Origin of the sequence: Micromonospora sp. NPDC049301, from assembly GCF_040678715.1 — a bacterium.
Taxonomy (GTDB): Bacteria; Actinomycetota; Actinomycetes; order Mycobacteriales; family Micromonosporaceae; genus Micromonospora.
In genome coordinates this window covers 273,721-298,033 of record NZ_JBFAQO010000001.1, presented here as the reverse complement: position 1 = coordinate 298,033, position 24,313 = coordinate 273,721, and the positions used below count along the sequence as shown (strand labels likewise).

Annotated in this window: 18 protein-coding genes; 6 read left to right on the top strand and 12 right to left on the bottom strand. The window is 70.9% G+C overall.

Annotated features, from left to right (window positions below; translation table 11 throughout):
- Positions 1–233: 233 nt before the first annotated feature.
- Together AB0K07_RS01405 and AB0K07_RS01400 are read left to right on the top strand one after the other, a co-directional pair.
- Positions 234–4,718 (top strand): hypothetical protein, encoded by a 4,485-nt coding sequence (locus AB0K07_RS01405; protein ID WP_363750084.1) that lies wholly within the window; start codon positions 234–236, stop codon positions 4,716–4,718.
- 361 nt (positions 4,719–5,079) lie between these two features.
- The gene (locus AB0K07_RS01400; RefSeq protein WP_363750082.1) at positions 5,080–5,331 is read left to right on the top strand and encodes a hypothetical protein; all 252 of its coding nucleotides are present in this window, start codon (positions 5,080–5,082) and stop codon (positions 5,329–5,331) included.
- A gap of 91 nt (positions 5,332–5,422) precedes the next feature.
- Here the strand turns inward: AB0K07_RS01400 and AB0K07_RS01395 are convergent, their stop codons facing one another.
- From AB0K07_RS01395 to AB0K07_RS01375, 5 genes are all read right to left on the bottom strand, one after another.
- Positions 5,423–6,421, bottom strand: coding sequence for an NlpC/P60 family protein (locus AB0K07_RS01395; RefSeq protein WP_363750080.1), 999 nt, complete (start codon positions 6,419–6,421; stop codon positions 5,423–5,425).
- A gap of 182 nt (positions 6,422–6,603) precedes the next feature.
- Complete coding sequence (locus tag AB0K07_RS01390) at positions 6,604–7,605, bottom strand: hemolysin family protein (RefSeq protein WP_363750078.1); 1,002 nt, start codon at positions 7,603–7,605, stop codon at positions 6,604–6,606.
- On the bottom strand, positions 7,598–8,911 hold the full coding sequence (locus tag AB0K07_RS01385) for a hemolysin family protein (RefSeq protein ID WP_363751371.1): 1,314 nt from the start codon (positions 8,909–8,911) through the stop codon (positions 7,598–7,600). The genes AB0K07_RS01390 and AB0K07_RS01385 overlap by 8 nt, the downstream gene beginning before the upstream one ends.
- Positions 8,912–9,125: 214 nt before the next feature.
- A complete protein-coding gene (locus AB0K07_RS01380) occupies positions 9,126–11,324 on the bottom strand; it encodes a (Fe-S)-binding protein (protein ID WP_363750076.1) in 2,199 nt (732 codons plus the stop codon).
- Positions 11,325–11,614: 290 nt separating this feature from the next.
- Entirely contained in the window at positions 11,615–11,878 is a 264-nt protein-coding gene (locus AB0K07_RS01375; protein ID WP_363750074.1) for a cell division protein CrgA, read from the bottom strand.
- A 221-nt stretch (positions 11,879–12,099) separates the two neighbouring features.
- Between AB0K07_RS01375 and AB0K07_RS01370 the strand changes: the two genes are divergently transcribed.
- From AB0K07_RS01370 to AB0K07_RS01355, 4 genes are read left to right on the top strand one after another with little or no spacing between them, the layout of a single operon-like run.
- A complete protein-coding gene (locus tag AB0K07_RS01370) occupies positions 12,100–12,903 on the top strand; it encodes a DUF881 domain-containing protein (RefSeq protein WP_363750072.1) in 804 nt (267 codons plus the stop codon).
- Positions 12,900–14,381 (top strand): class E sortase, encoded by a 1,482-nt coding sequence (locus AB0K07_RS01365; RefSeq protein ID WP_363750070.1) that lies wholly within the window; start codon positions 12,900–12,902, stop codon positions 14,379–14,381. Before AB0K07_RS01370 ends, AB0K07_RS01365 begins: the two co-directional genes overlap by 4 nt.
- A 3-nt stretch (positions 14,382–14,384) precedes the next feature.
- On the top strand, positions 14,385–14,669 hold the full coding sequence (locus AB0K07_RS01360; RefSeq protein ID WP_363750068.1) for a hypothetical protein: 285 nt from the start codon (positions 14,385–14,387) through the stop codon (positions 14,667–14,669).
- 2 nt (positions 14,670–14,671) lie between these two features.
- Positions 14,672–15,322 (top strand): aminodeoxychorismate/anthranilate synthase component II, encoded by a 651-nt coding sequence (locus AB0K07_RS01355; RefSeq protein WP_363751370.1) that lies wholly within the window; start codon positions 14,672–14,674, stop codon positions 15,320–15,322.
- 29 nt (positions 15,323–15,351) lie between these two features.
- On the opposite strand, the gene AB0K07_RS01350 is transcribed toward AB0K07_RS01355, so the two are convergent.
- From AB0K07_RS01350 to AB0K07_RS01320, 7 genes are read right to left on the bottom strand one after another with little or no spacing between them, the layout of a single operon-like run.
- Positions 15,352–16,059 carry an ElyC/SanA/YdcF family protein gene (locus tag AB0K07_RS01350; protein WP_363750066.1) on the bottom strand — a complete coding sequence of 236 codons (708 nt, stop codon included), beginning with the start codon at positions 16,057–16,059 and terminating at the stop codon, positions 15,352–15,354.
- Between the two features lie 32 nt (positions 16,060–16,091).
- A complete protein-coding gene (pknB, locus tag AB0K07_RS01345; protein WP_363750064.1) occupies positions 16,092–17,915 on the bottom strand; it encodes a Stk1 family PASTA domain-containing Ser/Thr kinase in 1,824 nt (607 codons plus the stop codon).
- Positions 17,912–19,327, bottom strand: a complete 1,416-nt coding sequence (locus AB0K07_RS01340) for a protein kinase (protein WP_363750062.1) — start codon at positions 19,325–19,327, stop codon at positions 17,912–17,914. Before AB0K07_RS01340 ends, pknB begins: the two co-directional genes overlap by 4 nt.
- Before the next feature lies 1 nt (position 19,328).
- On the bottom strand, positions 19,329–20,834 hold the full coding sequence (locus tag AB0K07_RS01335; RefSeq protein WP_363750060.1) for a penicillin-binding transpeptidase domain-containing protein: 1,506 nt from the start codon (positions 20,832–20,834) through the stop codon (positions 19,329–19,331).
- The gene (locus AB0K07_RS01330) at positions 20,831–22,321 is read right to left on the bottom strand and encodes an FtsW/RodA/SpoVE family cell cycle protein (protein ID WP_363750058.1); all 1,491 of its coding nucleotides are present in this window, start codon (positions 22,319–22,321) and stop codon (positions 20,831–20,833) included. The genes AB0K07_RS01335 and AB0K07_RS01330 overlap by 4 nt, the downstream gene beginning before the upstream one ends.
- 30 nt (positions 22,322–22,351) lie before the next feature.
- Entirely contained in the window at positions 22,352–23,827 is a 1,476-nt protein-coding gene (locus AB0K07_RS01325) for a PP2C family serine/threonine-protein phosphatase (RefSeq protein ID WP_363750056.1), read from the bottom strand.
- Entirely contained in the window at positions 23,824–24,309 is a 486-nt protein-coding gene (locus AB0K07_RS01320; RefSeq protein ID WP_074315675.1) for an FHA domain-containing protein, read from the bottom strand. Before AB0K07_RS01320 ends, AB0K07_RS01325 begins: the two co-directional genes overlap by 4 nt.
- Positions 24,310–24,313 lie beyond the last annotated feature (4 nt).

The window sequence follows — 24,313 nt, the reverse complement described above, 5'->3', positions numbered from 1 at the left end:
GACACTCCGTACCAATTCGCGGCGCGGCCGCCGTCGACCGATCGCAGCGACGGCCGGCAAAAGACTACGAGCATTCTCTCTGAGTAGTAATTCATTTACATACCGCTGCGCAGCGGCTAGATTGGTCATCGTCGATAGATCACGGGGGCGTGGATCTACAAGACATACCGGAGGTTGCTCTCCCGCGGTCAGACGCGCACACCGTCGACGAGGGAGGCACGGTGCAAACAGGCATGGCGGAGGTTACCCAGCTCGCCCTGTTGGGCGTGGTTGCGGTGACGGTGGTCGTCCGAGCCAGGGGGAGACGCCGCTGGACGTACCTAGCCGGCGGACTGCTCGCCGGCGCGTGGCTGGCGCTGACGGGCGGCGCGGTCTGGGCGATGTCCACATCGATGGCGGCCGACCTTCCACCGAAGGCGACGAATCCCGGCAGTCCGTGCGTGGCGGGCGCGCCGGCACGGTCCTTCGACGTCTCGCTGATCAACATCCCGATCTTCCTGAACCGCTTCGGGGACGTGGTGCCGGAAGGCCGGATGTACGTTCTCGACGAGAACATCGGGAGGGTCCGTCAGGAGTTCGCCCAGGCGGCCGATCCGTTCCACCAGGCGGATCTGATCGAGCCCCTGGTGCTCCGCGCGCACCGGGGCGACTGCGTGACGATCCGGTTCACCAACCGGCTCCACGAGGCCGCACCGTCGTTCGTCCGGGACAACTCGATCTTCCTGCTGCCCGGCGAGCAGTTGGCGGCAGCGGGCACGGTTACGCCCGAACCACGCCGGTTCGCGCCGGCGCGGACCCGGCCACACAACGACTTCAACCCTGCTGCGGCGCCCGCGGCCTCCATCCACATGGAGGGACTGGCCTACGACGTCAAGGGGTCGGACGGGACGGCGGCCGGCTCGAACCCCGACTCGACGGTGGCACCCGGAGCCAGCGGCACATACCGGTACTCCGCGACGGTGGAGGGCGAGTTCCACTTCAACGACGGCGCGGATCTCTCGTCGGTCGAGACCGGGGCCGGCAATGCGATCGGGTCCCACTCCTTCGGCGCATTCGGCGCGATCGTGGTGGAGAAGGCCGGCACCAGTTGGGTGGACGCGCGCACCGGAGCGCCACTCACCTCCGGCACCCGCGCCGTCATCAAGGACCCGGCGTCCGGCGCGCCGGACCACCGCGAACACGTGATCTTCATGCACGACGAAGTGGAAGCGGCGTCCGGCATTCTCACCCGGTTCTGTCGCGGACAGGACGGCGCCGACGACGATCGGGCCGACGGCGAGTGCGTGGACCCGACGGCCGCTGAGCTGAGCAAACTCAAGCGGGGCACGCTGCCCGGGCTCTCCGGCGGGGACGCGGACGCACTCGTTCAGGGTGAGATTCCGGTGAAGCTGGAGTGGTTCGCCTTCAACTACCGCGCCGAACCCGGGTTCAACCGGGAGGAGATCGGCTGTCCGCAGGCGAGCCGTGCCGGTCAGGGCTTCGACGCCCAGGCCTGCCACGGCGAGGAGACCGCCCTGTCGTCCTGGGCGTACGGCGACCCGGGCGGCGGCGACCTCGTCTTCGCGAACTACCGCGGTGAGCCGATGCAGATCCGGCTGCTGCACGCCGCCGAACGGGAGACCCACACCTTCCACTGGCACGTCAACCGGTGGCCCTTCGACCCGAAGGACGAGGGCGGTCTGGCCGAGGTGAGCAAGCCGAGCCACCACATGTCGGTCACCAACATCCTCGACGTGCAGGCGGTGTCCCCGGGCGCCCACTACGCGCTCATGCCCGAGGGCGGAGCGGGCTCGGCGCACGACACCAAGCCGGCGACGTTCGGTGACGTGATCTTCCACTGCCACCTCTACCCGCACTTCGCCAACGGGATGTGGGCGTTGAACCGCACCCACGACAAACTGGAGGACGGCACCCGGAAGCTGCCCGACGGCACGATCGTGCCAGCGCTGCTGCCGCTCGAGGACTTCGACTACCAGCCGGCGGTGTCCGGCATCAACCCGCCACCCGCGCCGACGGCGACCAAGCCGGGCTATCCGCACTTCGTGCCCGGGAAGTTCGGGTTCAAGGCGCCGAAGCCACCGCTCGGGGTCGCCTCCCGACAGGCCGTCGGCGTCTTCCCGCCCACCCAGCTCGAGCGGGACGCGGCCGATGCGGGTGCGCAGACACCCGGCGGGTTCTTCCAGAACCCCTGCCCGGCCACCCGTTCGGACGGCCGGCCGACGCCGGTGAAGACCTTCGACGTGGCGGCGATCCAGGTGGCGCAGTACTACAACGAGGAATTGCGCTGGAAGAACCCGCAGGCCCGGGTGTACGTCCTCCAGGACCAGAAACAGGCGGTCCTGGACGGCCGAAAACCCGAGCCGTTCGCGCCCCTGTTCAACGTCGGCGACTGCGTGGTCTACAACTTCACCAACGAACTGCCGGAGAACTTCGGCGGTAACGTGTTCGACCGCGCCCAGATCACCAACGAGGCGGGAATCCACCAGCACCTCGTCCAGTTCGACGTGCTGACCTCCGACGGTGCCGCGAACGGGTGGAACTACGACCAGGGCGCGGACCGCAATCAGACGATCACCTACCGGTCGTTCGTCCACGAGGATTTCGCCACCAGCAGCTTCCACGACCACTTCTTCCCGAACGTGCACCAGGACAACGGCCTGCTCGGCGGAGCCTCGGTGCACCCGGCGGGCTGCACGTACCACGATCCGAAGACCGGTACGACGCTCCGGGTCGGGACGGTGGTCGACATCCACTGTTCACCGGGCACCGACTACCACGGCAAGCCCATCGACGACAAGGACTACCGAAACTTCTCGGTCTTCGTCGAGGACCACGTACCGATGTTCAAGCCGGCCGATCCGAACGATCCGAACGACGACCAGTTCGTCACACCGGACGGCGTGCCCATCTATCCGCCCAAGTTCCCGTCCAGCCCCGACGACCAGGGGGTGGTCGGGCTGAGCTACCGATTGGAACCGTTCGAGGGTCGCCGGGGCGCCGACCCGTCCAGGGTCTACGACCAGCGGACGCACGGCGCGGCGTACACCACGACGTACACGGCGCACGAGGGCGACCGGGTCAAATGGCGGCTGTTCCAGCTTTCCCAGGAGGAGTCGCACGGCTTCACCGTGGACCGGTTCCCCTGGAAATCGGAACCGCGTGATCCCGAGTCGAACCTCATCCAGGCACAGCACCTGGGAGTGCTGGAGTACTTCGACATGAATCTCGACATGGGCGGGGAGTTCGGCTGGCAGGACTGGATACAGACCCGCAGATACGTCTACGGGCTGACCGGCTCGGACGACCGGTTCCTCGGGGCCTGGGGGCACCTGCGGGTGATGGACTGCGATGACCCCAAGGGCGAAGGCAACTACGAGGTCCAGCTCCTACCGGACAATCCGCAGTGCACGGGCGTCGGTGGCGGCACCAAGATCTGTGATGGATCGGTACCCGGTCCCGGCGTCAAGCAGTTCACCGTGGTCGCGTTCAACCATGACATCGTCTACAACAAGTCGGGCGACCACGATCCGAACGGCGCGATGTTCGCGCTCGAGGAGGACGTCAACGCGATCAGGTCCGGCCAGAAGCCACCGGAACCACTCGTCCTGAGAGCACATGCCGGCGACTGCATCCAGGTGACCCTCAAGAACCAGCTCGATCCGACCAAGATGCAGCAGACCTGCTTCGAGGCCACCGAGCCGGGCCAGCTGGGCTGGCGGCGGGGCAACGGCAACACGTTGCCCGGTTGCCTCGACCAGCCGCCGAAGGACGAGCACAACGTCCCCGGGTTCAAGCCGTACCCGGTCAGCTCCCGTGTCGGGCTCACGCCCACCCTGCTCGACTACTACCTGGAATCGCGGGGTTCCAACACGGGCGACGACGGGGAGCTCGTCGGTGATCTCACCGTGGGTGTCGGCGAGTCCCGAGTCTTCACCTGGTACGCCCCGCAGGACGTGACCGGGCTGGCCCTCCTGCAGGACCAGGCCGATCCGCTGCACCACGGGCACCACGGACTCTTCGGTGGCCTGGTGATCGAGCCGAAGGGCACCAGCTGGGTCAGCCCCAAGGACGGCACGCCGCTCAGGTCCGGGACTCAGGCGGTCGTCGTGGATCCCAACGGCACGGACTACCGGGAGAACATCGTGCTGCTCAACAGCGATCTGGCGTTGTTCCGCAGCAACGGCTCCGACGTGCCCGACAACGTCGACCTCGCGGTGTCTCCGAGCCGCGAGACCGACGATCCGGAGGACTCCGGGGAGGTCGCGGTGAACTACCGGAACGAGCCATGGCATCACCGGTACGCGGCCGATGCCAACCTGTCCAGGATCTTCAGCAGCTATCCGCACGGCGATCCGAGCACACCGCTCATGGAGGCCTACACCGGGGACAAGACCGTGATCTGGGTCGGCCAGGCGGTCGGAAAGCCGCGCTCGACGGGCTTCACGCTGCACGGGCACACCTGGCGGGCGGCGCCCAAGGACCCCCAGTCACAGATCAAGGCGTTCCAGGGTGAGTTCAACCCCGGCAGCGTCTACCAGGTGGTGCTCGATCCGGACGTGACCAACGGCGCTGGCGGTCCCGCCAGGGCCGCCGGTGACTACCTCTACCGCTCCAACACCCTCTCGCCGCACCTCACCGGAGGACAGTGGGGCCTCTTCCGTGTGTACGGCAGTTCTCGACCCGGGCTGATCCAGCTTCCGGACCATCCCGTCGGCTGACTCGTCACGTGGGTGGGCGGCACTGCCGCCCACCCACGGGAAGGACGGACCCATGACAGCGCCCTCGAAGTGGCGGCTCGTCGAGCCGGCACCGACCCGGAACCGTCCGAAAGGACGGTCGACCACCTCGCGGACGAGGAAGGCCCCGGCTTTCGTAGCAGGCGTCGGCACCGGTCTCACCCTCGCTGTCGCCATCGGCGGTCTGGCATTCCTGACGACCGACCGGGGTCGACCGGCGCCGGATCCGGTCGGGGCCGCAGCGACGGCGGCACCGCACGCAGCGCCCAGCTCGACGTCCGCGGTCTTGAACGTCACCGCACGGCACACGGGCAACCTGCAGGTACAGATCGAGGTGCAGGCGGTGAGCCCTGGTTCGTACCAACCGATCACGATGGGACGGATGGTCGCCTGGACCGACATGATCGCCATGCCCATGTCCCACCGGCAGGGCCCGATTCCGCTGATGGAGGTGCCGGGCAAACACGGCACCTACAGTGCGGTGACGGCGGTGCCGATGATCGGTGAGTACGACGTCCGGGTCGAACTCCAGCAACCGATGCCCGCCGAGGCACACGAGCGGCTGACGGTGCAGACGGTGAGCGGCGGGGGCTGAGCGTCTGTGCGCGGCGCCTCCAGAGGAAGCGCCGCCCATGGGCAAGGGCCCCCGGTCGTCCGACCGGGGGCCCTCATCGTGCCTGCTGGGATCAGCCGGGTCTGCGGAACCCGGCGACCGGCATGTAGTTGATGCTGGCCACCTGCACCGGCTTGCCGGCGCGCGGCGCGTGCACCATCTTGTCGTTGCCGAGATAAAGGCCGACATGGTGCAGGTCGCTGAAGAAGAAGACCAGGTCACCAGGGCGGGCGTCGGCCCGGGAGATGGCCTTGCCCTCGTGCCACTGGTCACCCGTGTGGTGGGTCAGGCTGATCCCCGCCGCCTTGTAGGCGTACTGGGTCAGGCCCGAGCAGTCGAACGAGTTCGGGCCGGTGGCGCCCCAGACGTAGGGATCGCCGACCTGCTGGCAGGCGGTCTTGATCGCCTTCTGGGCCGCCGCGTTGGCCACCCCGTTGATGGTCGGGCAGCCCTCGGTCTTGATCGTCGTCTTCGGCAGCGAGGCCTCGAGCCGCTTGATCTCGACGTCGATCTGCTTCTTCTTGGCCGCCAGCTCGTTCTGCTGCCTGGTCTGGGTGGCGATCAGCGCGTCCAGCTTCCGCTTCTCACCGTCGTACTTGGCCCGCACGGCCAGTACGCCCTCGACCTCCTTGCGCTCCCGCGCCGCAAGCCGGTCGAGGACGGTGAGCTGCTCGGTGAGCGTGTCCGGCTTGGCACTGACCAGCAGCGCGCCGATGTCGTGGGACGGACCCGACATGTAGTACCGGGAGGCCAGGTCACCGACCCGGTTGAGCGCCAGCTCGCTCTGCAGCGCCAGCGGCTCGATCTTCTTCTGCAGGTCGGACGACTTCTTCCGGTTGGTCTTCAGCTGCGACCGCACCTTGTTGTACTGCTCGATCGTGGGCTCCAACTGCTCCCACTGCTTGTCGATCTGCGCCTCGATCTCGTCGACCGTGGGCGCGGCCTGCACGGGCGCGGAGAGCATGCCTGCGCCGACAGCCGCGGCGGCGACCAGAACGAGTAGACGGTGGGCGACCCGGCGCAGACCGCCCGGCCGAGCGGGCAGTCCCGGGGCGTGACGATGAGGGGGCATGGTTGCCACCGGCACCGACTCCTTTGCAACCGACCGCCGGGCGCCTCGCGTGAGGGAAGGGCCGAGGCAGACGACCCACAGCGGTCGGTGCCTCACATTAGGGAAGCGCGGCACCGGAATCAAGGCGAGCGACGTCACCATCACCGTGGCGCAACCGCTTGCGTACCAAGGGTGTTGGTCGATCAGCCAACGATTGCCGTCAATACGTCGTCGAGCGTGACCACACCGAGCGGGCGCCGGCCGTCGCTGACCAGCACCATGTGCCTGCGCTCGCGGCGCATGGCCAGCAGCAGGTCGGCCAGCGTACGCTCCGGCGGCACCACCGCCAGCGGCCGGTAGACCTCTGCCGGCACCGGTGCCCGGCGAGCATGCCCGGAGTACCCGAGCACGTCCTTGACGTGCACGAAGCCGAGCACCCGGCGGGTGGACCGCTGCACGACCGGGAACCGCGACCGGCCGGTCCGGGTCGCCAGCACCTCCAGCGACGCGGGCGAGACGTCCTCGGCCACCGTCACCACCGTCGACCACGGCTGCCAGGCGTCCGCGGCCGTCCGGGTGTGCAGCGCCAGGGCGCCCGTGATCCGGGCGTGCTGCTCCTCGTCGAGCAACCCCTCCGTACGCGCCTGGGAGACCAGCCCGGCCAGCTCATCGGCGGTGAACACCGTCTTCACCGCCTCGGACGCCTCGATCCGCCAGAACGCGAGCACCCGCCGGGCCGCCCACTTCATCGCCAGCAGCAGCGGCTTGGTGGCCACGCAGAACGCCAGCATGGCCGGGCCGAGCCAGAGCGCGGAGAGTTCCGGACCCGCCAGCGTGATGTTCTTCGGCACCATCTCGCCGACCACCGTGTGCAGGAAGACCACCACGCCCAGCGCCAGCACGAACGCGACCGGGTGCACCGCCCGCTCGGGCAGGCCGGCCGCGTGGAACGGTGACTCCAGCAGGTGGGCCAGCGCGGGCTCGGCGATCGCGCCGAGACCCAGGGAGCAGACCGTGATGCCGAGCTGCGCTCCGGCGATCATCAGGGGGATCTGGTTCATCGCCGACAGCGCCCAGCGGGCCCGCTTCGAGCCGGCGGCCAGCGGCTCGATCACCGTCCGCCGGGACGCGATGAGCGCGAACTCGCTGCCCACGAAGAACCCGTTGCCGAGCAGCAGCAGCACGGTCACCAGCAGCTCAGGCATCGTCGTCCGGCTCCGCCGGGCGCAGCACCCGGACCTGCTCGATCCGGTGCCGCTCCACCTCCACCACGGTGAACTCCCAGCCACCCGCCTCGACCGTCTCGCCGGCCAGCGGGATGTGCCCCAGCCGGGCCATCAGGTACCCGGCCAGCGTCTCGTACGGCCCCTCGGGCAGCCGGAAGCCGGTCTGCTCGGCCAACTCGTCGGAGCGCAGCACCCCGTCGACCAGCACGGTGCGCTCCCCGCCCGGCACGGTCAGCTCGACCGGACCGGTGTCGTCCACACTGGCCGGGTCGAACTCGTCGGCGATCTCCCCGACCAGCTCCTCGACGAGGTCCTCGATGGTGACCACGCCGTCCGTGCCGCCGTACTCGTCGACCACGATCGCCAGATCCGCCCCGGCCGCCTTCAGCGCGGCCAGCACGCCGTCCAGGTCCAGGCTCTCCGGCACGTACACCGGCTCGCGGGCCACCGAGCCGACCATGGTCGACGACCGGGCGGCCAGCGGCACCCCGAGCGCGTCCGGCACCCCCGCCACGCCGGTGACCAGGTCCAGGGTCTCCTCGTACACGGGGAACCGGGTCCGCCCGGTCGCCCGGGACAGGTCGAGCAACTCGGCCACGCTGGCCGTGGCGCGCAGCGCCACCACGTCCACCCGCGGGGTCATCGCCTCGGCGGCCCGCTTGTCGCCGAAACGGATGGTGCGGCGCAGCAGCATCGCGGTGTCCGTGGGCAGCGCCCCCGCACGGGCGGAGATGGCCGCCAGCAGGCCCAGCTCCTCCGGTGAGCGCGCGCTCGCCAACTCCTCCTGCGGCTCCACCCCGAGGGCCCGGACGAGCCGGTTCGCCGACCCGTTCAGGCCCCGGATCACCCAGCCGAACGTCCGGGAGAAGGTGTGCATGGGGCCGGCGGTGGCCAGCGCGGCCGGCATCGGCCGGGCCAGCGCCGCGTTCTTGGGCACCAGTTCACCGAAGAGCATGGAGAGCAGGGTGGCCAGGGCCAGCGCCAGGAACGGCGTGAACCGCTCGGTGTCGTCCCCGGCCACCGGGCGCAGCAGCGGGGTGAAGATCCGGGCCAGGGCCGGCTCGGCCAGGTAGCCGGTGAGCAGCGCGGTGATGGTGATGCCGAGCTGCGCACCGGAGAGCTGGAAGGACAGCTCGCGCAGCGCCGTGCGTACCGTCAGGGCCGCCTCGTCGCCGGCGGCGGCACGGCGGTCGATCTCCGCGCGGTCGACCGTGACGAGGGCGAACTCGGCCGCGACGAAGAACGCGTTGCCGGCGGTCAGCGCAGCGAAGCCGACCAGGGGCAGCAGCGTGGTCAGGAGAATCCCGTCGATGTTCGCCTCACCTCGGCGCGATTGTGCCACGGCGGGTGCCGAGCCACCGGCCGGGCCGGCCAACTGGCGGTCGAGGCGGGTGCGCGGTGCCCGGAGATGGCGCCGGTGCCGCCGTGGACCGGCATGACGACGGCGGTGGCACCCCGTGGGTGCCACCGCCGTCCGGTGTCCGTACGCGGTACGCGGCTCAGCCGGCGACCGGCGCGGCCTCCTTGTCGCCCTGCGGCTGCTCCGGCTTCACCGAGCGGAGCAGCACGCTGGCCACGTCGATCACCTCGACCTGCTCACCGGCGCCCTTGCCGTTGACCCCGTCGTTGAGCATCGTCGAGCAGAACGGGCAGCCGACTGCGACCGTCTTCGCCCCGGTGGCCATGGCCTCCTCGACCCGGTCCACGTTGATCCGCTTGCCGATCTTCTCCTCCATCCACATCCGGGCACCGCCGGCGCCGCAGCAGAAGGAGCGCTCGCTGTTGCGCGGCATCTCGGTGATCTCACCCTCGATGGCGTCGCCGAGCACCTCGCGGGGCGCCGCGAAGATCCGGTTGTGCCGGCCCAGGTAGCAGGGGTCGTGGTAGGTGACCCCGCCGTCGACGGGCTGCACCGGGGTGAGCTTGCCGGTGGACACCAGGTGCGCCAGGAGTTGGGTGTGGTGGACCACCTCGAACTCGCCGCCGAGCTGGCCGTACTCGTTGCCCAGGGTGTTGAAGCAGTGCGGGCAGGTCGCGACGATCTTGCGCTTGGCCTTCTCGCGGCCCTCGAACGCCTCGTTCAGCGTCTCCACGTTCTGCTGGGCGAGCATCTGGAAGACGAACTCGTTGCCGATCCGCCGTGCCGGGTCACCGGAGCAGGTCTCGCCCTCGCCGAGGATGGCGAAACTGACGCCCGCCTCGTTCAGCAGGGTGGCCACCGCGCGGGTGGTCTTCTTGGCCCGGTCCTCGAACGCGCCGGCGCAGCCGACCCAGAACAGGTACTCGAAGTCGTCCACCTCGCCGACCCGGGGCACCTCGAAGTCGAGGCCCTTGGTCCAGTCCTCGCGGGTGTTCTGCGGGGCACCCCACGGGTTGCCCTTGTTCTCCAGGTTGCGCAGCATCACGCCGGCCTCGGAGGGGAAGCTCGACTCGATCAGCACCTGGTAGCGGCGCATGTCGACGATGTGGTCCACGTGCTCGATGTCCACCGGGCACTGCTCGACACACGCGCCGCAGGTGGTGCAGGACCAGAGCACGTCCGGGTCGATGACGCCGCCTTCCTCGGCGGTGCCGATCAGCGGCTTGTCACCCTCGGCGAGCGACAGCACGTCCAGGTGGGCGAGCTGCGCCTGGGTGGCCTTCTCCTCGCCGGTCAGGTCCTTGCCGCCGCCGGCGAGCAGGTAGGGCGCCTTGGCGTACGCGTGGTCGCGCAGGCTCAGCACGAGGAGCTTGGGCGAGAGTGGCTTCCCGGTGTTCCAGGCCGGGCACTGCGACTGGCAGCGACCACACTCGGTGCAGGTGCTGAAGTCCAGCAGGCCCTTCCAGCTGAACTGCTCGACCTGGGCGACGCCGAACTGGTCCTTCTCCGGGTCGGCCTCCTCGAAGTCGAGCGGCTTGCCCTGGCTCGTCATCGGGCGCAGCGCGCCGAGGCCGGAGCCGGCGGGCTTCGCCGGCTCGCGCTTGAAGAAGATGTTGGGGAACGCCAGGAAGCGGTGCCAGGCGACACCCATGGTGACGTTCAGCGAGATGACGATCAGCCACGTCATCGAGATGACGATCTTGATGAGGGCGGCGACGCTCGCGCCGTCCTGCCAGTCGGGCAGCACCGCACCGACGGCGTGGCTGACCGGGGTGGCCCAGAGCGGGTACTCGAAGTGGTCGGTGGCGACCTTGAAGCCCCGGATCACGAACCCGAAGATCAGGACCAGCAGCACGATCCACTCGACGAAGTAGCCCTGCCACATGGTCGAGCCGGTGAAGCGGGACCGACCGCCGGGCCGGTTCGGCCGGTTGCGCAGCCGGATCGCCATCAGCACCAGGATGCCGACCAGGCCCAGCACGCCGATGATCTCGGTGGCCAGCCCGAAGACCGTCCAGTGCCCGATGATCGGCAGCCCGCCGGTCGGGGTGACCACCTCGAAGTACGCCTCGAGCACCAGCAGCGACAGCACGATGAAGCCGACCATCACGAACCAGTGCGCCGCACCCACCACGCCCCACTTGAGCATCCGGGTGTGGCCGGCGGTCTCCACCAGCATGGTCCTCGTACGGGTGACCTTGTCGGTGAACCGCTCCGGCGCGGGCTGCCCGAGCCGGATGACTGCCACCATCTTGAGGACCGCGCGCACCGCAAGCCACACCGCCACGGCGGTGATGGCGGCCGCGAGGATCGTGGTGACGATCTGGACGCTGCCCATCGAGTTGGCCTCCCCGGTCTGCTGCCTGTCGAGCGGCTCGGCGACCGGGGGCCGGGTCAGGACGGAGCCAGCGTAGCGCCGCTGCCGCACCTGCGACCGGACCGGTCGATGACCTCGCTCCGCTCGGTCATGCAGTGCAGCCTACGCGCAAGGTTACCCAGCAGTAACGTGAGTCATCTCGCAGTCGGCCGCGCCGCCCTGCGGACACCATAGGGTGCCCCGCCCGGTCCTGCCGGGCAGGGGCTCCGTGGGGTGACGTGGATCCTCCGGCGTGACGACGCCGGGCCGGCTCAGCGCCAGCGGGAGAGCAGCGCCAGCGAGGCGACCATCGCGCCGAAGCCCACCGCGAGGTTCCAGTAACCCCACGACATGACCGGGTACTGCTGCTCGGAGAGGTAGTAGACGACCAGCCAACCGATGCCGGCGACGATCAAGGCAACCGCGGTGACCGGCAGCCACACCGGGCTAGGCTTGCGCGACGATGCCGCCGTCGTCGGACGGACGTCCGTCGGCGGGGTGTACACCTTCTTCTTGCGGACCTGAGACTTGGGCACGACGCTCTCCAGAGGGGTGACGACCTCGTCCGGCCTGACAACCGGGCGCGGGGGCGACGGTCCATGGCCAATAATGTTCGAAAGCTAGCGTAGTCCGGAACGCCCGCCCGGACCACGAATGGGGTCAGGCCGGTGCGCGGAGTGACCGAAAAAGGCGGGACTGTTCGCATCACCGGCCCGGCCGGCGCGGACCGATCCCCGAAACGCGGAAGGAACGCTCGGTGGAGTACACATCCGGCGCCGCCTCCTGGCAGAAGGTCCTCCGACGGGCCGGTGCCGGGCTGCTGCCCCGGCGACCGCGTCAACGCCGACCGGGCTGGTCGATCGGGGTGCCCCTGATCGCCGCCGCGGCGGGGCTGCTCTTCACCACCACGGCGACCACCGCCGGCGGCACCGCACTGCGCGAGGACCGCCGGCCCCAGCTCAACCAGCTCATCGAGGACCGGCGCGAGCAGGTTGCGGCGAGCGAGCGCCGAGCCGCCACACTGCGCGGCGAGGTCGAGCAGCGGACCGACGCGCTGGCCGACTCGGACAGCCCGATCAAGGCCCAGCAGGACCGCGCCCAGGGCAGCCTCCAGGCCGCAGGGTTCACCGCTCTGGCCGGCACCGGGGTGACGGTGGAGCTGAACGACGCGCCGCGACGCAGCGACCAGACGCCCTCCGACGCCAGCAACGACGACCTGGTGGTGCACCAGGGTGACGTGCAGGCGGTGGTCAACGCGCTCTGGGCCGGCGGGGCGGAGGCCATGTCAATCATGAACGTCCGCGTGCTCGCCACCAGCGCGGTACGCTGCGTCGGTAACACCCTGCTGCTCCACGGGCGGGTGTACTCCCCACCGTTCAAGATCGTAGCGATCGGCGATCCCGCTGCCCTCCAGCAGGCCCTCGCCAGCTCTGAGGGAGTCCGGTTGTTCAAGGACGCAGTCGACGACTACCAACTCGGCTACAAGGAGACCGTCTCCCCGGTGACAGTCCCGGCATTCGAGGACTCGACCGCCCTGCGCTCGGCGACGGTGCCCAAGTGAGCGGCCCGGACGACCGGCGCGACGGCCGACATCGGGACCAGGCCGACGAGCCGACGGCGTACCTGCCCAAGGTCGACCGGCCCGAGCACACACCTGACCGGCCGGCCCCGGCCGGCAACTGGCCCGATCCGGTGCTGCCCACCCGGCCCCGGGCGACGCGTGCACCGGCCGTACCCGAGCCGCCGGCCGCCGGCCCTCAGCGCGGCCACACGGGCAGCGAGGCGCCGCCACCCTGGCCCGGAGCCGCACCGGCCGGGCCGGGCTCACCCGGCCGTCCCCCCGCAGCCGCACCCGGCCGACCCGCCACCCCCAACCAGGGTCAGATCCGATCGGCCGTCCCCGGCAACGTCCCCACCAGCCCGCCGGCCCCGGGTGGCGCCTTCACCCGCCCGCCGGCCACCGCCGGCCCGCCGGGTGGCACGCCGACCCGGCCACCGATGCCCGGCACCCCGGCCTCTCCGGGTGTCGACTCGCCCACCGCGTTCATCCCCAAGCTCGGCTCCGGGCCCGCGCGCGCCACCGGGTACCCGGCCACGCCGGACCGCCCCGCCGACCCGGGTGCGACCGCGCTGATCCCGAAGGTTCCCGCCCGGCCCTCGGCCCGGCCGCCGGCCATGGACTCCACGGCGCTGATGGGTGCGGTCCCTCGCACGCCGACCACGGATGAGCCCGGCGGCGCCGATGACGGTCCCGCCGAGCCACCGCGACCGCGACGCGGCGAGCGGGTGGTCCAACTCCGCCCGCACCAGACCGGCGAGGGGTACAAGAGCGTCTACTCGGAGCTCACCCGCCCGTCGCTCGCCTCCCGGCTGCGCACCGGCATCCGGGTCACCGGCGAGGTCCTGATCACCTTCGGCCTGGTGGTGCTGCTCTTCGCCGGCTACGAGGTCTGGGGCAAGTCGGCCATCGTCGACGCCCACCAGAACGACCTCAGCCAGCAACTCGCCCAGGCGTGGGGCCCGACCGACGACCCCACGGTCACCCCGTCGGCGGCCGCTCCGAGCGCCAAACCGTCGCCGCCGGTGCGCGGCAAGCCGATCGCCGGCCTCTACATCCCCAAGCTCGACAAGAACTGGGTGGTGGTCGAGGGCGTCACCCAGGCCGACATCCGGTACGCCCCGGGCCACTACCCGACCAGCGCCCTGCCCGGACAGGTCGGCAACTTCTCCGTCGCCGGCCACCGCAACCGGGCCACCTTCTGGCGGCTGGACGAGCTGGACGATGGCGACGCGATCGTGGTCGAGGGCAAGACCGACTGGTACGTCTACCGGGTGTCGCAGTCCCGCATCGTCAGGCCGACGCAGGTCGAGGTGGTGGCGCCGGTCCCCGGTGAACCGGACAAGAGGCCCACCAAGCGGATGCTCACCCTGACCACGTGCAACCCGAAGTTCGACAACTACCAGCGCCTGATCATCCACGCCGAGCTGGACCGGACCCAACCCAAGTCGGCGGGCCGGCCGGCGGAGCTGGGAGGCTGACCGATGTACGCGTTCATCTGGCGCAAGCTGCCGTTCGGCCTGGCCGGCAAGCTGACCGGGTCGGTGCTGCTCGCCGCCGCCGCGGTGGCCCTGCTCTGGTACGTGGCCTTCCCGTGGGCCGAGCCGCTGCTGCCCTTCGACGACGTGCAGGTCACCCAGGACTCCGGCGTACCCGGGGACCCGGGCGGCGGGGACGCGGTCACCGGGGAGACGCCGGCGGGCGACGAGCACGAGCTGCCGTACGACACCGATCAGAACAACACCGCGCCACCCTCCCCGGACAGGTGACCATGCGCGTCCTGGTGATCGACAATTACGACTCGTTCGTCTTCAACCTGGTGCAGTATCTGGGCCAGCTCGGGGTGGACTGCGAGGTCCGCCGCAACGACGAGATCGACGTCGCCGAGGTGGGCAGGGTGGGCGCGGCCGGCATCCTGCTCTCACCGGGGCCGGGCAGCCCCGACCGCGCCGGCATCTGCCTGGACGTGATCCGGGAGTACGCCGGCCGGCTGCCGATCTTCGGCGTCTGCCTCGGCCACCAGGCGATCGGCGAGGCGTTCGGTGCGACCGTCACCCGCGCGCCCGAGCTGCTGCACGGCAAGACCTCCGAGGTGCGGCACCACTCGGTCGGCGTGCTCGCCGGTCTACCCGACCCGTTCACCGCCACCCGGTACCACTCGCTGGCCGTACTGCCCGAGACTCTCCCCGACGAGCTGGAGGTCACCGGCTGGACCGGCTCCGGCGTGGTGATGGCGATGCGGCACCGTACGCTGCCGATCGAGGGCGTGCAGTTCCACCCGGAGTCGGTGCTCACCGAGGGCGGCCACCTGATGCTCGCCAACTGGCTGGCCGGCTGCGGTCACCCCGAGGCGTTGGAACGGGCCCCGGAGCTGGCCGCCGAGGTCGACGCCCGCCGCCGGGCCGCCTTCGCCACCACCTGACCGCGACCGGCCCGCTCCGGTCCGGACGTTCAGCCGCGCAGCGCTTCCTGAACCGCCGGGCTCGCGGGCGAGCGCACTGCCGGTGCCCGGCCCCGGCCCGCGTCCCAGGCCGCTTTGCCACTGGCGAAGTAGTCCCGGACGGACTTCCCGGCCAGCAGGACGGGGCCGCACCCGGCGCAGCGGGCAACCACCCCGTCGACGTCGAGGCCGAGATGCCGGCACAGCGTCACGGCCCGGGACAGGTGGTAGGACTGCGTCACGATCAGCGCGCGCTCGACTCCGTACACCTCGCGCGCCCGGGCGCAGCTGTCGTAGGTGTCCAGGCCGAACGGGTCGGCCACCACGCGACGCGGATCGACACCGAGCTCGGTCAGGTACGACGTCATCACCGCGGGCTCGTCACCCGACGTGCCACCGCCGTCGCCGGACACCAGGACCACCCGGGCCCGCCCGCTGTTCACCAGCTCGGCGGCGGTCTCCAGGCGGCCGGTCAGCCGGTCCCCGGGTTGACGTCGATCAGCAGCCACGGCGGTGCCGAGGACGATCACGACGTCGGCGGCCGGCGCGTCGGCCTCGTCGTACAGGTGGCCACGTGCCGCGATCGTCGTCCACAGCCACGGAAGGCTGGCGACGAGCAGCGCGACGGCCAGCCCCAGGGCGGCTGCCCGGGTCCGGCGATGCCGCCACCACGTCGCCCGGCTCGGCGGGTCGGCCGCAGAGGGTCCGACGGCCGTCACGCCGACGGTCCCCGGAAACCGAGCCACCGGGTCTACTCCTCGTTGAGCCGGGTCGGCGGGGGCGGGAACGGCAGTCCGCCGCCGCCTCCGGTGCCGGGGGTCGTCGGCGTGGCGCTCGGCGTACCCGTCGGCGTCGCCGTCGGGGTCGGCGTCGGGTCGACCTTCTCTGGCTGACTCACCTTGATGGTCACCCTGGTGCTGCTCGGCTTCTTCTCCTTGCCATTCGGACTCTGGTCGGTGACTCTTCCGGCCTCGGCAGCCGGCACCTCCGGCCCGTCCTGCACATTGACCGAGAAGCCAGCGTTCCGCAGGGTCCGGGTGGCCTCGTCCTCGCTCAGCCCGACAACGTCCGGCACCTCACGCACGTTGCCCTTTGACACGGTCAGAGTCACCTTCGTGCCCTCGGGGACGCGCTCTCCCTCCGGCGGGCTGACGCTGAGGACGATGTCCTGGCTCTCCTCGTTGTCTACGGTCTTGATGATGTAGCCGAGCTTCGCCTCTTCCAGGCGGGCGATTGCGCTCTCCTGCTTGCTGCCCTTGAGCCCAGCTGGGACGGGCACCTCAGGCTTACCGCCACAGAGCTGAATGGTGACCTGACGGGTCGGCTCCAACTGGGTGCCCGGCTGCGGGGTCTGCCGAACCACCGTGTCCTTCTGGCAGTTGCTCTCCAGCACCGGCTCGCCCACCACCGGCTGGAAGCCGGCGTTGGTGATCTCGGCGAACGCGACGGCTTGGGTCTTGCCGGTGAGGGTGGGCACCGACTTCAGGTCCTTGTCCTTCTGCTGATTCCAGAGCAGTGCCGCGACCAGGGCGATCACCGCGAGCACGCCGACCGCGCTGAAGGTCGCGATGAGCCAGGAGGACGCCTTGCGCTGGCGCGGGTCGCCGACCCGGGCCGGAATCTGGCGGGTCTGCGGCCCACCGGCGGCCGGCGGGTAGCCGCCCCCGCCACCGGCCGGGGCCATCGCCACCGTCTCCGCCTCGCGCATCACCGGGGTGGCCAGCACCGGCCGGCCAGCGGCAGCGCGGAGCAGGTCGGCCCGCATCTCGCCGGCGCTCTGGTAGCGGTTGAGCGGGTTCTTGGACAGCGCCTTGAGCACGATCGCGTCGACCGCGGGGGTGACGTCCGGGTTGATGTCGCTCGGCGTCGGCGGCGTCTCCCGCACGTGCTGGTACGCGACGCTGACCGGGCTGTCCCCGACGAACGGCGGGTGCCCGCAGACCAGTTCGAAGAGCACGCAACCGGCCGCGTACACGTCGGAGCGGGCGTCCACAGCCTCGCCGCGCGCCTGCTCCGGCGAAAGATACTGGGCCGTGCCGATCACCGCGCTGGTCTGCGTCATGGTGGTCGCGCCGCTGGCCAGCGCCCGGGCGATGCCGAAGTCCATCACCTTGACCTGGCCGGTCTGGGTGAGCATGACGTTGCCCGGCTTGATGTCGCGGTGGATGATGCCGTGCCGGTGGCTGAACTCCAGCGCCGCGCACATGTCGGCGCAGATCTCCAGCGCCCGGCGGGGCTGCAACCGGCCCTCGACGCCGAGCACCTCCTTGAGAGTCCGCCCGTTGACGAACTCCATCACGATGAACGGCAGCGTCTCGCCGGTCGGCGCGGTCTCCTCGCCGGTGTCGTAGACCGCCACGATCGCCGGGTGGTTGAGCGAGGCGGCGTTCTGCGCCTCCCGACGGAACCGCATCTGGAACGTCGCGTCCCGTGCGAGGTCGGTGCGGAGCATCTTGATCGCGACGTCCCGACCGAGCCGGAGGTCGCGACCGCGATGCACCTCGGCCATGCCGCCGTAGCCGAGCAGCTCGCCGACCTGGTACCTGCCACCGAGCAGGCGGGCCTGCGCTGTCATCGCGTCTGTCGTCCTTCGCTCGTCGTCGTCCCGCCGTCGTCCGGCTGGAGCCGTACCTGAAGACGGTACGACGTCCGGGTCGCATCGTCGCGTCCGTCGAGCCGCAGCGCGCCGGACGTCACGGTGTGCGGAGCCAGCGCGCCGGGTTCACCGGCTTGCGACTGCTTCCGCAGGTTGTAGGAAATCACGCCGGAACAGACCAGAACCAGTACGGCCAGCAGGATGGCGAGGAGCACCATTCCGGGCCGGGACCGGCGTGGATCGGGTGCCGGCAGCGCCGGGCCGGCCTGCCGGGCGTACGCCGGCTGATGCTCCTGTCGAACCGCTGCCGGCGGCACCGCGGCGGCGCCGCGCGGGTAACCGGCGGGGGCGACGGGCGGCCGGCCGTGCGGGACGGCCGGCGCGACGGCGGTGGGGCGGGGCTGCTGCGCCGGCGCGACGGCGGTCGGGCGCTGCCCGGCGGACGGCGGCCGGTGCGGGGCGCCCGGCGGGCGGAGCTGCTGCGCGGACGGCACCTGCGCCCTGCCGGGTGCGCCGGGCGAGGCCGGCGCCGCGGAGACCGGCCCCGGGTGGCCCCCGGCCCGGGCCTGCTGGGAGAGCGCGGCCTTGAGCTGGCGGGCGACCCCGGCGAGGGCGGCGGCACTGGGCCAGCGGGCGGCCGGGTCCTTGGCCAGCGCCCGTTCCACCACGGCCCGGACCTGCGGCGGGATGTCCGCCGGCAGTGGTCGGGGGGTCTCCCGGACGTGTCGCATGGCGATGTCGAGCGGGTTGTCGCCCTCGAACGGTCGCCGTCCGGCGAGGCACTGGTAGGCGACCACGCCGAGGGCGTACACGTCGGACGCCGGGGTGGCCACCCCACCGGTGGCCTGCTCCGGCGAGATGTACGAGGCGGTGCCGAGCACCGAGCCGGCGGCGGTGAGCTGGCCGACCATGTCGGAGCGGGCGATACCGAAGTCGGTCAGCACCAGCGTGCCGTTCGGACGGACCAGCAGGTTGCCCGGCTTCACGTCGCGGTGCACGATGCCCTTCTCGTGGGCCGCGTGCAACGCGTCGGCGGCCTGCGCGACAAGTGCCATCGTCCGGGCCGGAGTGAGGCGGCCGACCCTGCTCAGCGTGGACGACAGAGCGTCGCCCTCGACGTACTCCATGACCAGGAAGGCGATCTGCTGGTCGTTGCCGAAGTCGTACACGTCCACCACACCGGGGTGGTTGATGGTGGCCATGGTCCGGGCCTCGCCGCGGAACCGCTCGGCGAAGTCCGGGTCGTCGAGCAGCGCGGGGAGCAGGCTCTTCACCGCGACCGTCCGGCCGAGCACCTGGTCGGTGCCGCGCCAGACATCGCCCATGCCGCCGCTGGCGATCCGCTCGTCGAGACGGTAGCGGTTACCGAGCTGGACGCCGGGACTGAGCATGTCAGCGGCCCCCCGGATCGGCGATGGCGGCCCGCATGATCTGACCGCCGATCCGGGCCGCCTCGGCGCTGCCGCCGCTGCCGGCCTGCTCCAGCACCACGCAGACCGCGGAGACCGGGTTGCCGTTCTTGTCCAGGGCGAAGCCGATGAACCAGCCGTGGTCGGGCCGGTCCGGAGCGGACTGCGCGGTGCCGGTCTTGCCGCCGACCGTGTAGCCGCTGATGGCGGCCTTCTGGCCGGTGCCCTTCTGCACCACGCTGACCATCATCTCGCGCAGGTCGCCGGCGACCTGACCGTTGACCGGCTGGCGCAGCTCCCGCGGCTTGGCGGTGTAGTAGCTGGTGGTCCGGTCCGGGGCGAGCAGCTGCCGGACCAGGTACGGCCGCATCTGGCTGCCACCGTTGGCGACGGCGCCAGCGATCATGGCGCCCTCCAGCGGGGTCATCCGGACGTTGTTCTGGCCGATCGACGACTGGGCCAGTGCGGCCGGGTCGGTGCTGCCGTCCGGGTTCTGCATGTCGCCGGTCCGGCTGGGCGCCGTGGGCAGCCCGTCCTCGCCGAGCTGGCCGACGGTGAGGTCGTCCTGCTCGAAGCCGAACTGCCGGGCCTTCTCCTTGATGGCGTCGGCGCCGAGCCGCACGCCGAGCTGCGCGAAGCCGGTGTTGCAGGATTCGGTGACCGCCTCCAGCAGGGTGACCTGCGGCTCCGGGCAGATCGACGCGGCGGCGTTGCGGATCGGGCTGCCCGAGGTGGGCGGAGTCCAGCTGGAGCCGGCCGGGATCGAGGTGGATTTGCTGACCCCGTTCTCCAGCGCGGCCGCGGCCACCACGATCTTGAAGGTGGAGCCCGGCGGCAGGGTCTCGGAGAGCGCGCGGTTCTTCAGCGGGCCGTCCGCGTCCTGCTCGAGCTTGTTGTACGCGGCCGCCGCCTCGGTGGAGTTGTGGCTGACCAGCGGGGTCGGATCGAAGCTGGGCATGGAGACCAGCGCCTGCACCGCGCCGGTGCGCGGGTCGATGGCGATCGCCGCGCCCTTCTTGACCCCCTGCTGGTTGTTGCGCAGCTGGTCGTACGCCACGTCCTGCGCCCGCTTGGAGAGGGTGAGCAGCACGTTGCCGCCACCGGTGTCGTCGCCGGTGAACATGTCCTTCAACCGGTCGCCGATCAACTGGTCGCTGGTGCCGGCCAGGAAGTCGTTCTCCACCCGTTCGATGCCCTGATCCGCCAGGTTGACCGGCTTGTAGCCGAGCACATGGGCGTACTTGGCGCCGCTCGGGTAGGTGCGCTGGAACTTCAGCGTGCCGGTGGTCTCCTTGCTGGTGGCCACCGCCGTGCCACCCGCCTCGATGTTGCCGCGCTTGCGCTCGTACTCGGCGACCTGGACGCGGCCGTTGTAGTCGCTGGTGCGGTACTCGTCGGCCTTGTAGGCCTGGATCCAGTTGAGGTTCGCGAAGAGCAGGCCGAACAGGACCATGACGACGACGCCGACACGGCGCAGGGGTGCGTTCACGGCTTGATCACCTCCGTGGGAGCACCGTGCAGCTGCTCCGGCGGGCCGCCGGTGGGCCGGGCCGCCTTGCCGGCGCGCCCGCTCACCGGCCGACGGGCTCCGTCGGAGACCCGCAGCAGCACCGCGATGAGCAGCCAGTTCGCCATCAGCGACGAACCACCGGCGGACAGGAACGGGGTGGTCTGACCGGTCAGCGGGATGAGCTTGCTGATCCCGCCGACGATGACGAAGACCTGGAGGCCGAGCGTGAACGCAAGGCCGCCGGCGAGCAGCTTGCCGAACGAGTCCCGGACGGCGAGCGCGGCGCGCAGCCCCCGCTCCACGATCAGCAGGTAGACGACGAGCAGCGCGGAGAGGCCGAAGAGGCCGATCTCCTCGCCGATGCCGGCGAAGATGAAGTCGTTCTGCACCTCGGGCAGGATCTCCGGCTGACCGCCGCCCGGCCCGGCGCCGAAGAGCCCACCCGTGCCCAGGGCGAGCAGCCCCTGGACGAGCTGGTAGCCCTTGTTGGTCGGGTCGGCGAACGGGTCGAGCCAGATCTCCGCCCGCACGTAGAAGTTGGCGAACGGCCCACCGACGGTCGAGCCGAGGAAGTAGGCGAGGTACGCGCCGCCGAAGAAGAGGACCAGGCCGATCAGCAGCCAGCTCACCCGTTCGGTGGCGATGTAGAGCGTCACCACGAACATGCCGAAGTAGAGCAGCGAGGTGCCCAGGTCCTTCTCGAAGACCAGCACCAGGACGCTGATCAGCCAGACGCCGACCACCGGGCCGAGGTCGCGGCCACGCGGAAAGTCGATGCCGAGGAAGCGCCGACTGGCCAGCGACAGCACCTCACGCTTGCGCACCAGGTAGTAGGCGAAGAAGACCAGCAGCGCCAACTTGGCGAACTCACCCGGCTGGATAGAGAAGCTGCCCACCCGGACCCACAGCTTCGCGCCGTTGATCTCGGAGATGCTGCGGGGCAGCACCGCCGGGAGCATCACCAGGACGATGCCGGCCAGGCCCAGGGTGTACGCGTACCGGGAGACCGAACGGTGGTCGCGCATGATGGCGAGCAGACCGGCGGCGAGGAGCACCGAGACGAGCGTCCAGGCCAGCTGCCGGCCGCCGATGCCGGCGAAGATGGCCAGGCTCTCCCGGTCGGGCACGGGCGCCTCGCCCAGGTCGATCCGGCGCAGGAAGCCCACCCCGAGGCCGTTGAGCAGGGCCACCGCCGGCAGTAGGGCCGGGTCGGCGAACGGGGCGAGGAACCGGATGACCAGATGCAGACCGAGGAAGACCGCCCCGAGCGCGGCGGCGGGCATCCAGAAGTCCGGGGTGACCGTGTCCAGCAGGTTCGCCTCGACGGTCGCCCCGTACGCGGCCACCAGCACCATGGCGAGCAGCAGCAGGGACAGCTCTGCGTTGCGCCGGGACCGGGCCAGGCGTACGCCGGACTGCCCGCCCGTGGTGGCGGGCGAGGGTGCCGGTGTGGCCGCTACGGTCACGGGTGGAATCCTCGGAATCTCAGCTGACGCTCACTCGGGAGACCGGCAGCCGGCGGGGTCGAGTGCCGGCGGGGCCGAGTCGGAGGGCGTCGCATCGGTTGTGGTGGTCGGTCCGGTCACGCCGACAGCCGCGGTGGCGCGGGTGGTCGGGCTCGCGCTGACGACCCCGTTGGGGGTCGACTGCGCGCTGGCGCTGGGGCTGCCGTTCGGCGTGGGCGTCGTCCCGGCCGGGGTCGGGGTCGGCGTCGGCGTCGGCGCGCTGCCCTCCGCGGTCGGGTCGGGCGGGCAGATCGGCTTCAGGTTGGGGTTGCTCGGGGTGTCGCTGGTCAGCTCGGCGAGCTGGCGCTCGGCGTCCGGCTCGCTCTTGGCCCGGATGCCCACCTTGACGGTGTCCTGCGCCGCCACGGTCAGGTCGTCCAACCGGGTGCCGCTGGTGCGGTGCACGGTGGAGAGGTCCATCCCGGCGATCTGGCCCTGGATGCCACGGAAGACGGCGACCTGGCCCTCCTCGGTGGCGCCCACGTAGTACTGCCGCTGGGTGTAGGTCCAGCCGGCGAAGAGCCCGCCACCGATGATCACCAGCAGGGCCAGCGCCATGGCGGTGGCCCGTACCGGTCGGCGCTTCGGCTCCTGCTCGTCGTCCGCGGTCGACGGCTCCTCCGGCGCGGCCGGGCGTGGCGCGGAGAGCGCCGAGGCCCGGGCGGCAGGGGTCGAGTCGTCAGCGGAGGTGGCCATGCCCCGGTCCCGGGCGGCGGCGCCGCCGACGATCGGGGTCGCCTCGACGATGTCCTGATCAGTGGCGTCGGCGATGATCACGGTGATGTTGTCCGGACCACCGCCGCGCAGCGCCAGCTGCACGAGCCGCTCGACGCACTGCTGCGGGTCGGTGTACTCCCGCAGGGTCTCGCCGATGGTCTCGGCGCTGACCACACCCGAGAGGCCGTCGCTGCAGATCAGGTACCGGTCGCCGGGCAGCACCTGGCGCACCGAGTACTCCGGGTCGATGTCCCGGCCGTCCAGGGCCCGGGTGAGCAGCGACCGCTGCGGGTGGCTGCTCGCCTCCTCGGCGCTGATCCGACCCTCGTCGACGAGCATCTGGACGTAGGTGTCGTCCTTGGTGATCTGCGCGAACTCGCCGTTGCGCAGCAGATAGGCCCGCGAGTCGCCAATGTGGACCATCCCCAGCTTGCTGCCGGAGAAGAGGGTCGCCGTCAGCGTGGTGCCCATCCCCTCCAACTGCGGGTTGGCGTCCACCGTGTCGCGGAGTTGTTGGTTGGCGGTGCCCACGGCCGAACGCAACGCGTCGACGAGAGCGTCCCCTGGGACGTCCTCGTCGAGCGGCGCCATGGCACCGATGACGATGTTGCTGGCGACGTCACCGGCGGCCATGCCGCCCATGCCGTCGGCAACGGCGAGTAGCCGCGGGCCGGCGTAGACGGAATCTTGATTGCCGTCTCGGATCAGACCGCGGTCGCTGTGGGCCGCATAGCGCAGGGTCAGAGTCATGGCCGTAATTCGAGGGAAGTGCGGCCGATCCGGATCGGCACGCCGAGGGGGACGGGGGTTGGTCCGGTGACCTTAGCGCGATCTAGGTACGTGCCGTTAGTCGAGCCGAGGTCCTCGACGAACCACTGCCCGTCGCGCGGCACGAGCCGGGCGTGCCGCGCGGACGCGTAGTCGTCGGTGATGACCAGGGTGGAGTCCTCGGCCCGACCGATGGTGATCTGCGCTTCACCGAGCGTGATCCGCGTGCCGGCCAGTTGACCGGCGGTCACCACAAGCTGGTGTGCGGCCCGCCCCCGCTTCACCTTCGCCGGCTTGGCCGCCTGCCCCGTCGAGGCGCCCACCGCGCGCGGCGCGGCCACCAGACGACCGGACCGGGCCCCCGCGAAGAGGTCCCGGCGGATCACCCCGACCACCGTGAACACGAAGATCCACAGCAGGATCAGGAACCCGAACCGGGCGACGGTGATGACCAGTTCCGGCAAGGCG

Coding starts and splice junctions, on each gene's coding strand:
- AB0K07_RS01405 (WP_363750084.1), top strand. CDS start 234: ATGGCGGAGGTTACCCAGCTCGCCCTGTTGGGCGTGGTTGCGGTGACG.
- AB0K07_RS01395 (WP_363750080.1), bottom strand. CDS start 6,421: ATGCCCCCTCATCGTCACGCCCCGGGACTGCCCGCTCGGCCGGGCGGT.
- AB0K07_RS01390 (WP_363750078.1), bottom strand. CDS start 7,605: ATGCCTGAGCTGCTGGTGACCGTGCTGCTGCTGCTCGGCAACGGGTTC.
- AB0K07_RS01380 (WP_363750076.1), bottom strand. CDS start 11,324: ATGGGCAGCGTCCAGATCGTCACCACGATCCTCGCGGCCGCCATCACC.
- AB0K07_RS01360 (WP_363750068.1), top strand. CDS start 14,385: ATGTACGCGTTCATCTGGCGCAAGCTGCCGTTCGGCCTGGCCGGCAAG.
- AB0K07_RS01355 (WP_363751370.1), top strand. CDS start 14,672: ATGCGCGTCCTGGTGATCGACAATTACGACTCGTTCGTCTTCAACCTG.
- pknB (WP_363750064.1), bottom strand. CDS start 17,915: ATGACAGCGCAGGCCCGCCTGCTCGGTGGCAGGTACCAGGTCGGCGAG.
- AB0K07_RS01340 (WP_363750062.1), bottom strand. CDS start 19,327: ATGCTCAGTCCCGGCGTCCAGCTCGGTAACCGCTACCGTCTCGACGAG.
- AB0K07_RS01325 (WP_363750056.1), bottom strand. CDS start 23,827: ATGACTCTGACCCTGCGCTATGCGGCCCACAGCGACCGCGGTCTGATC.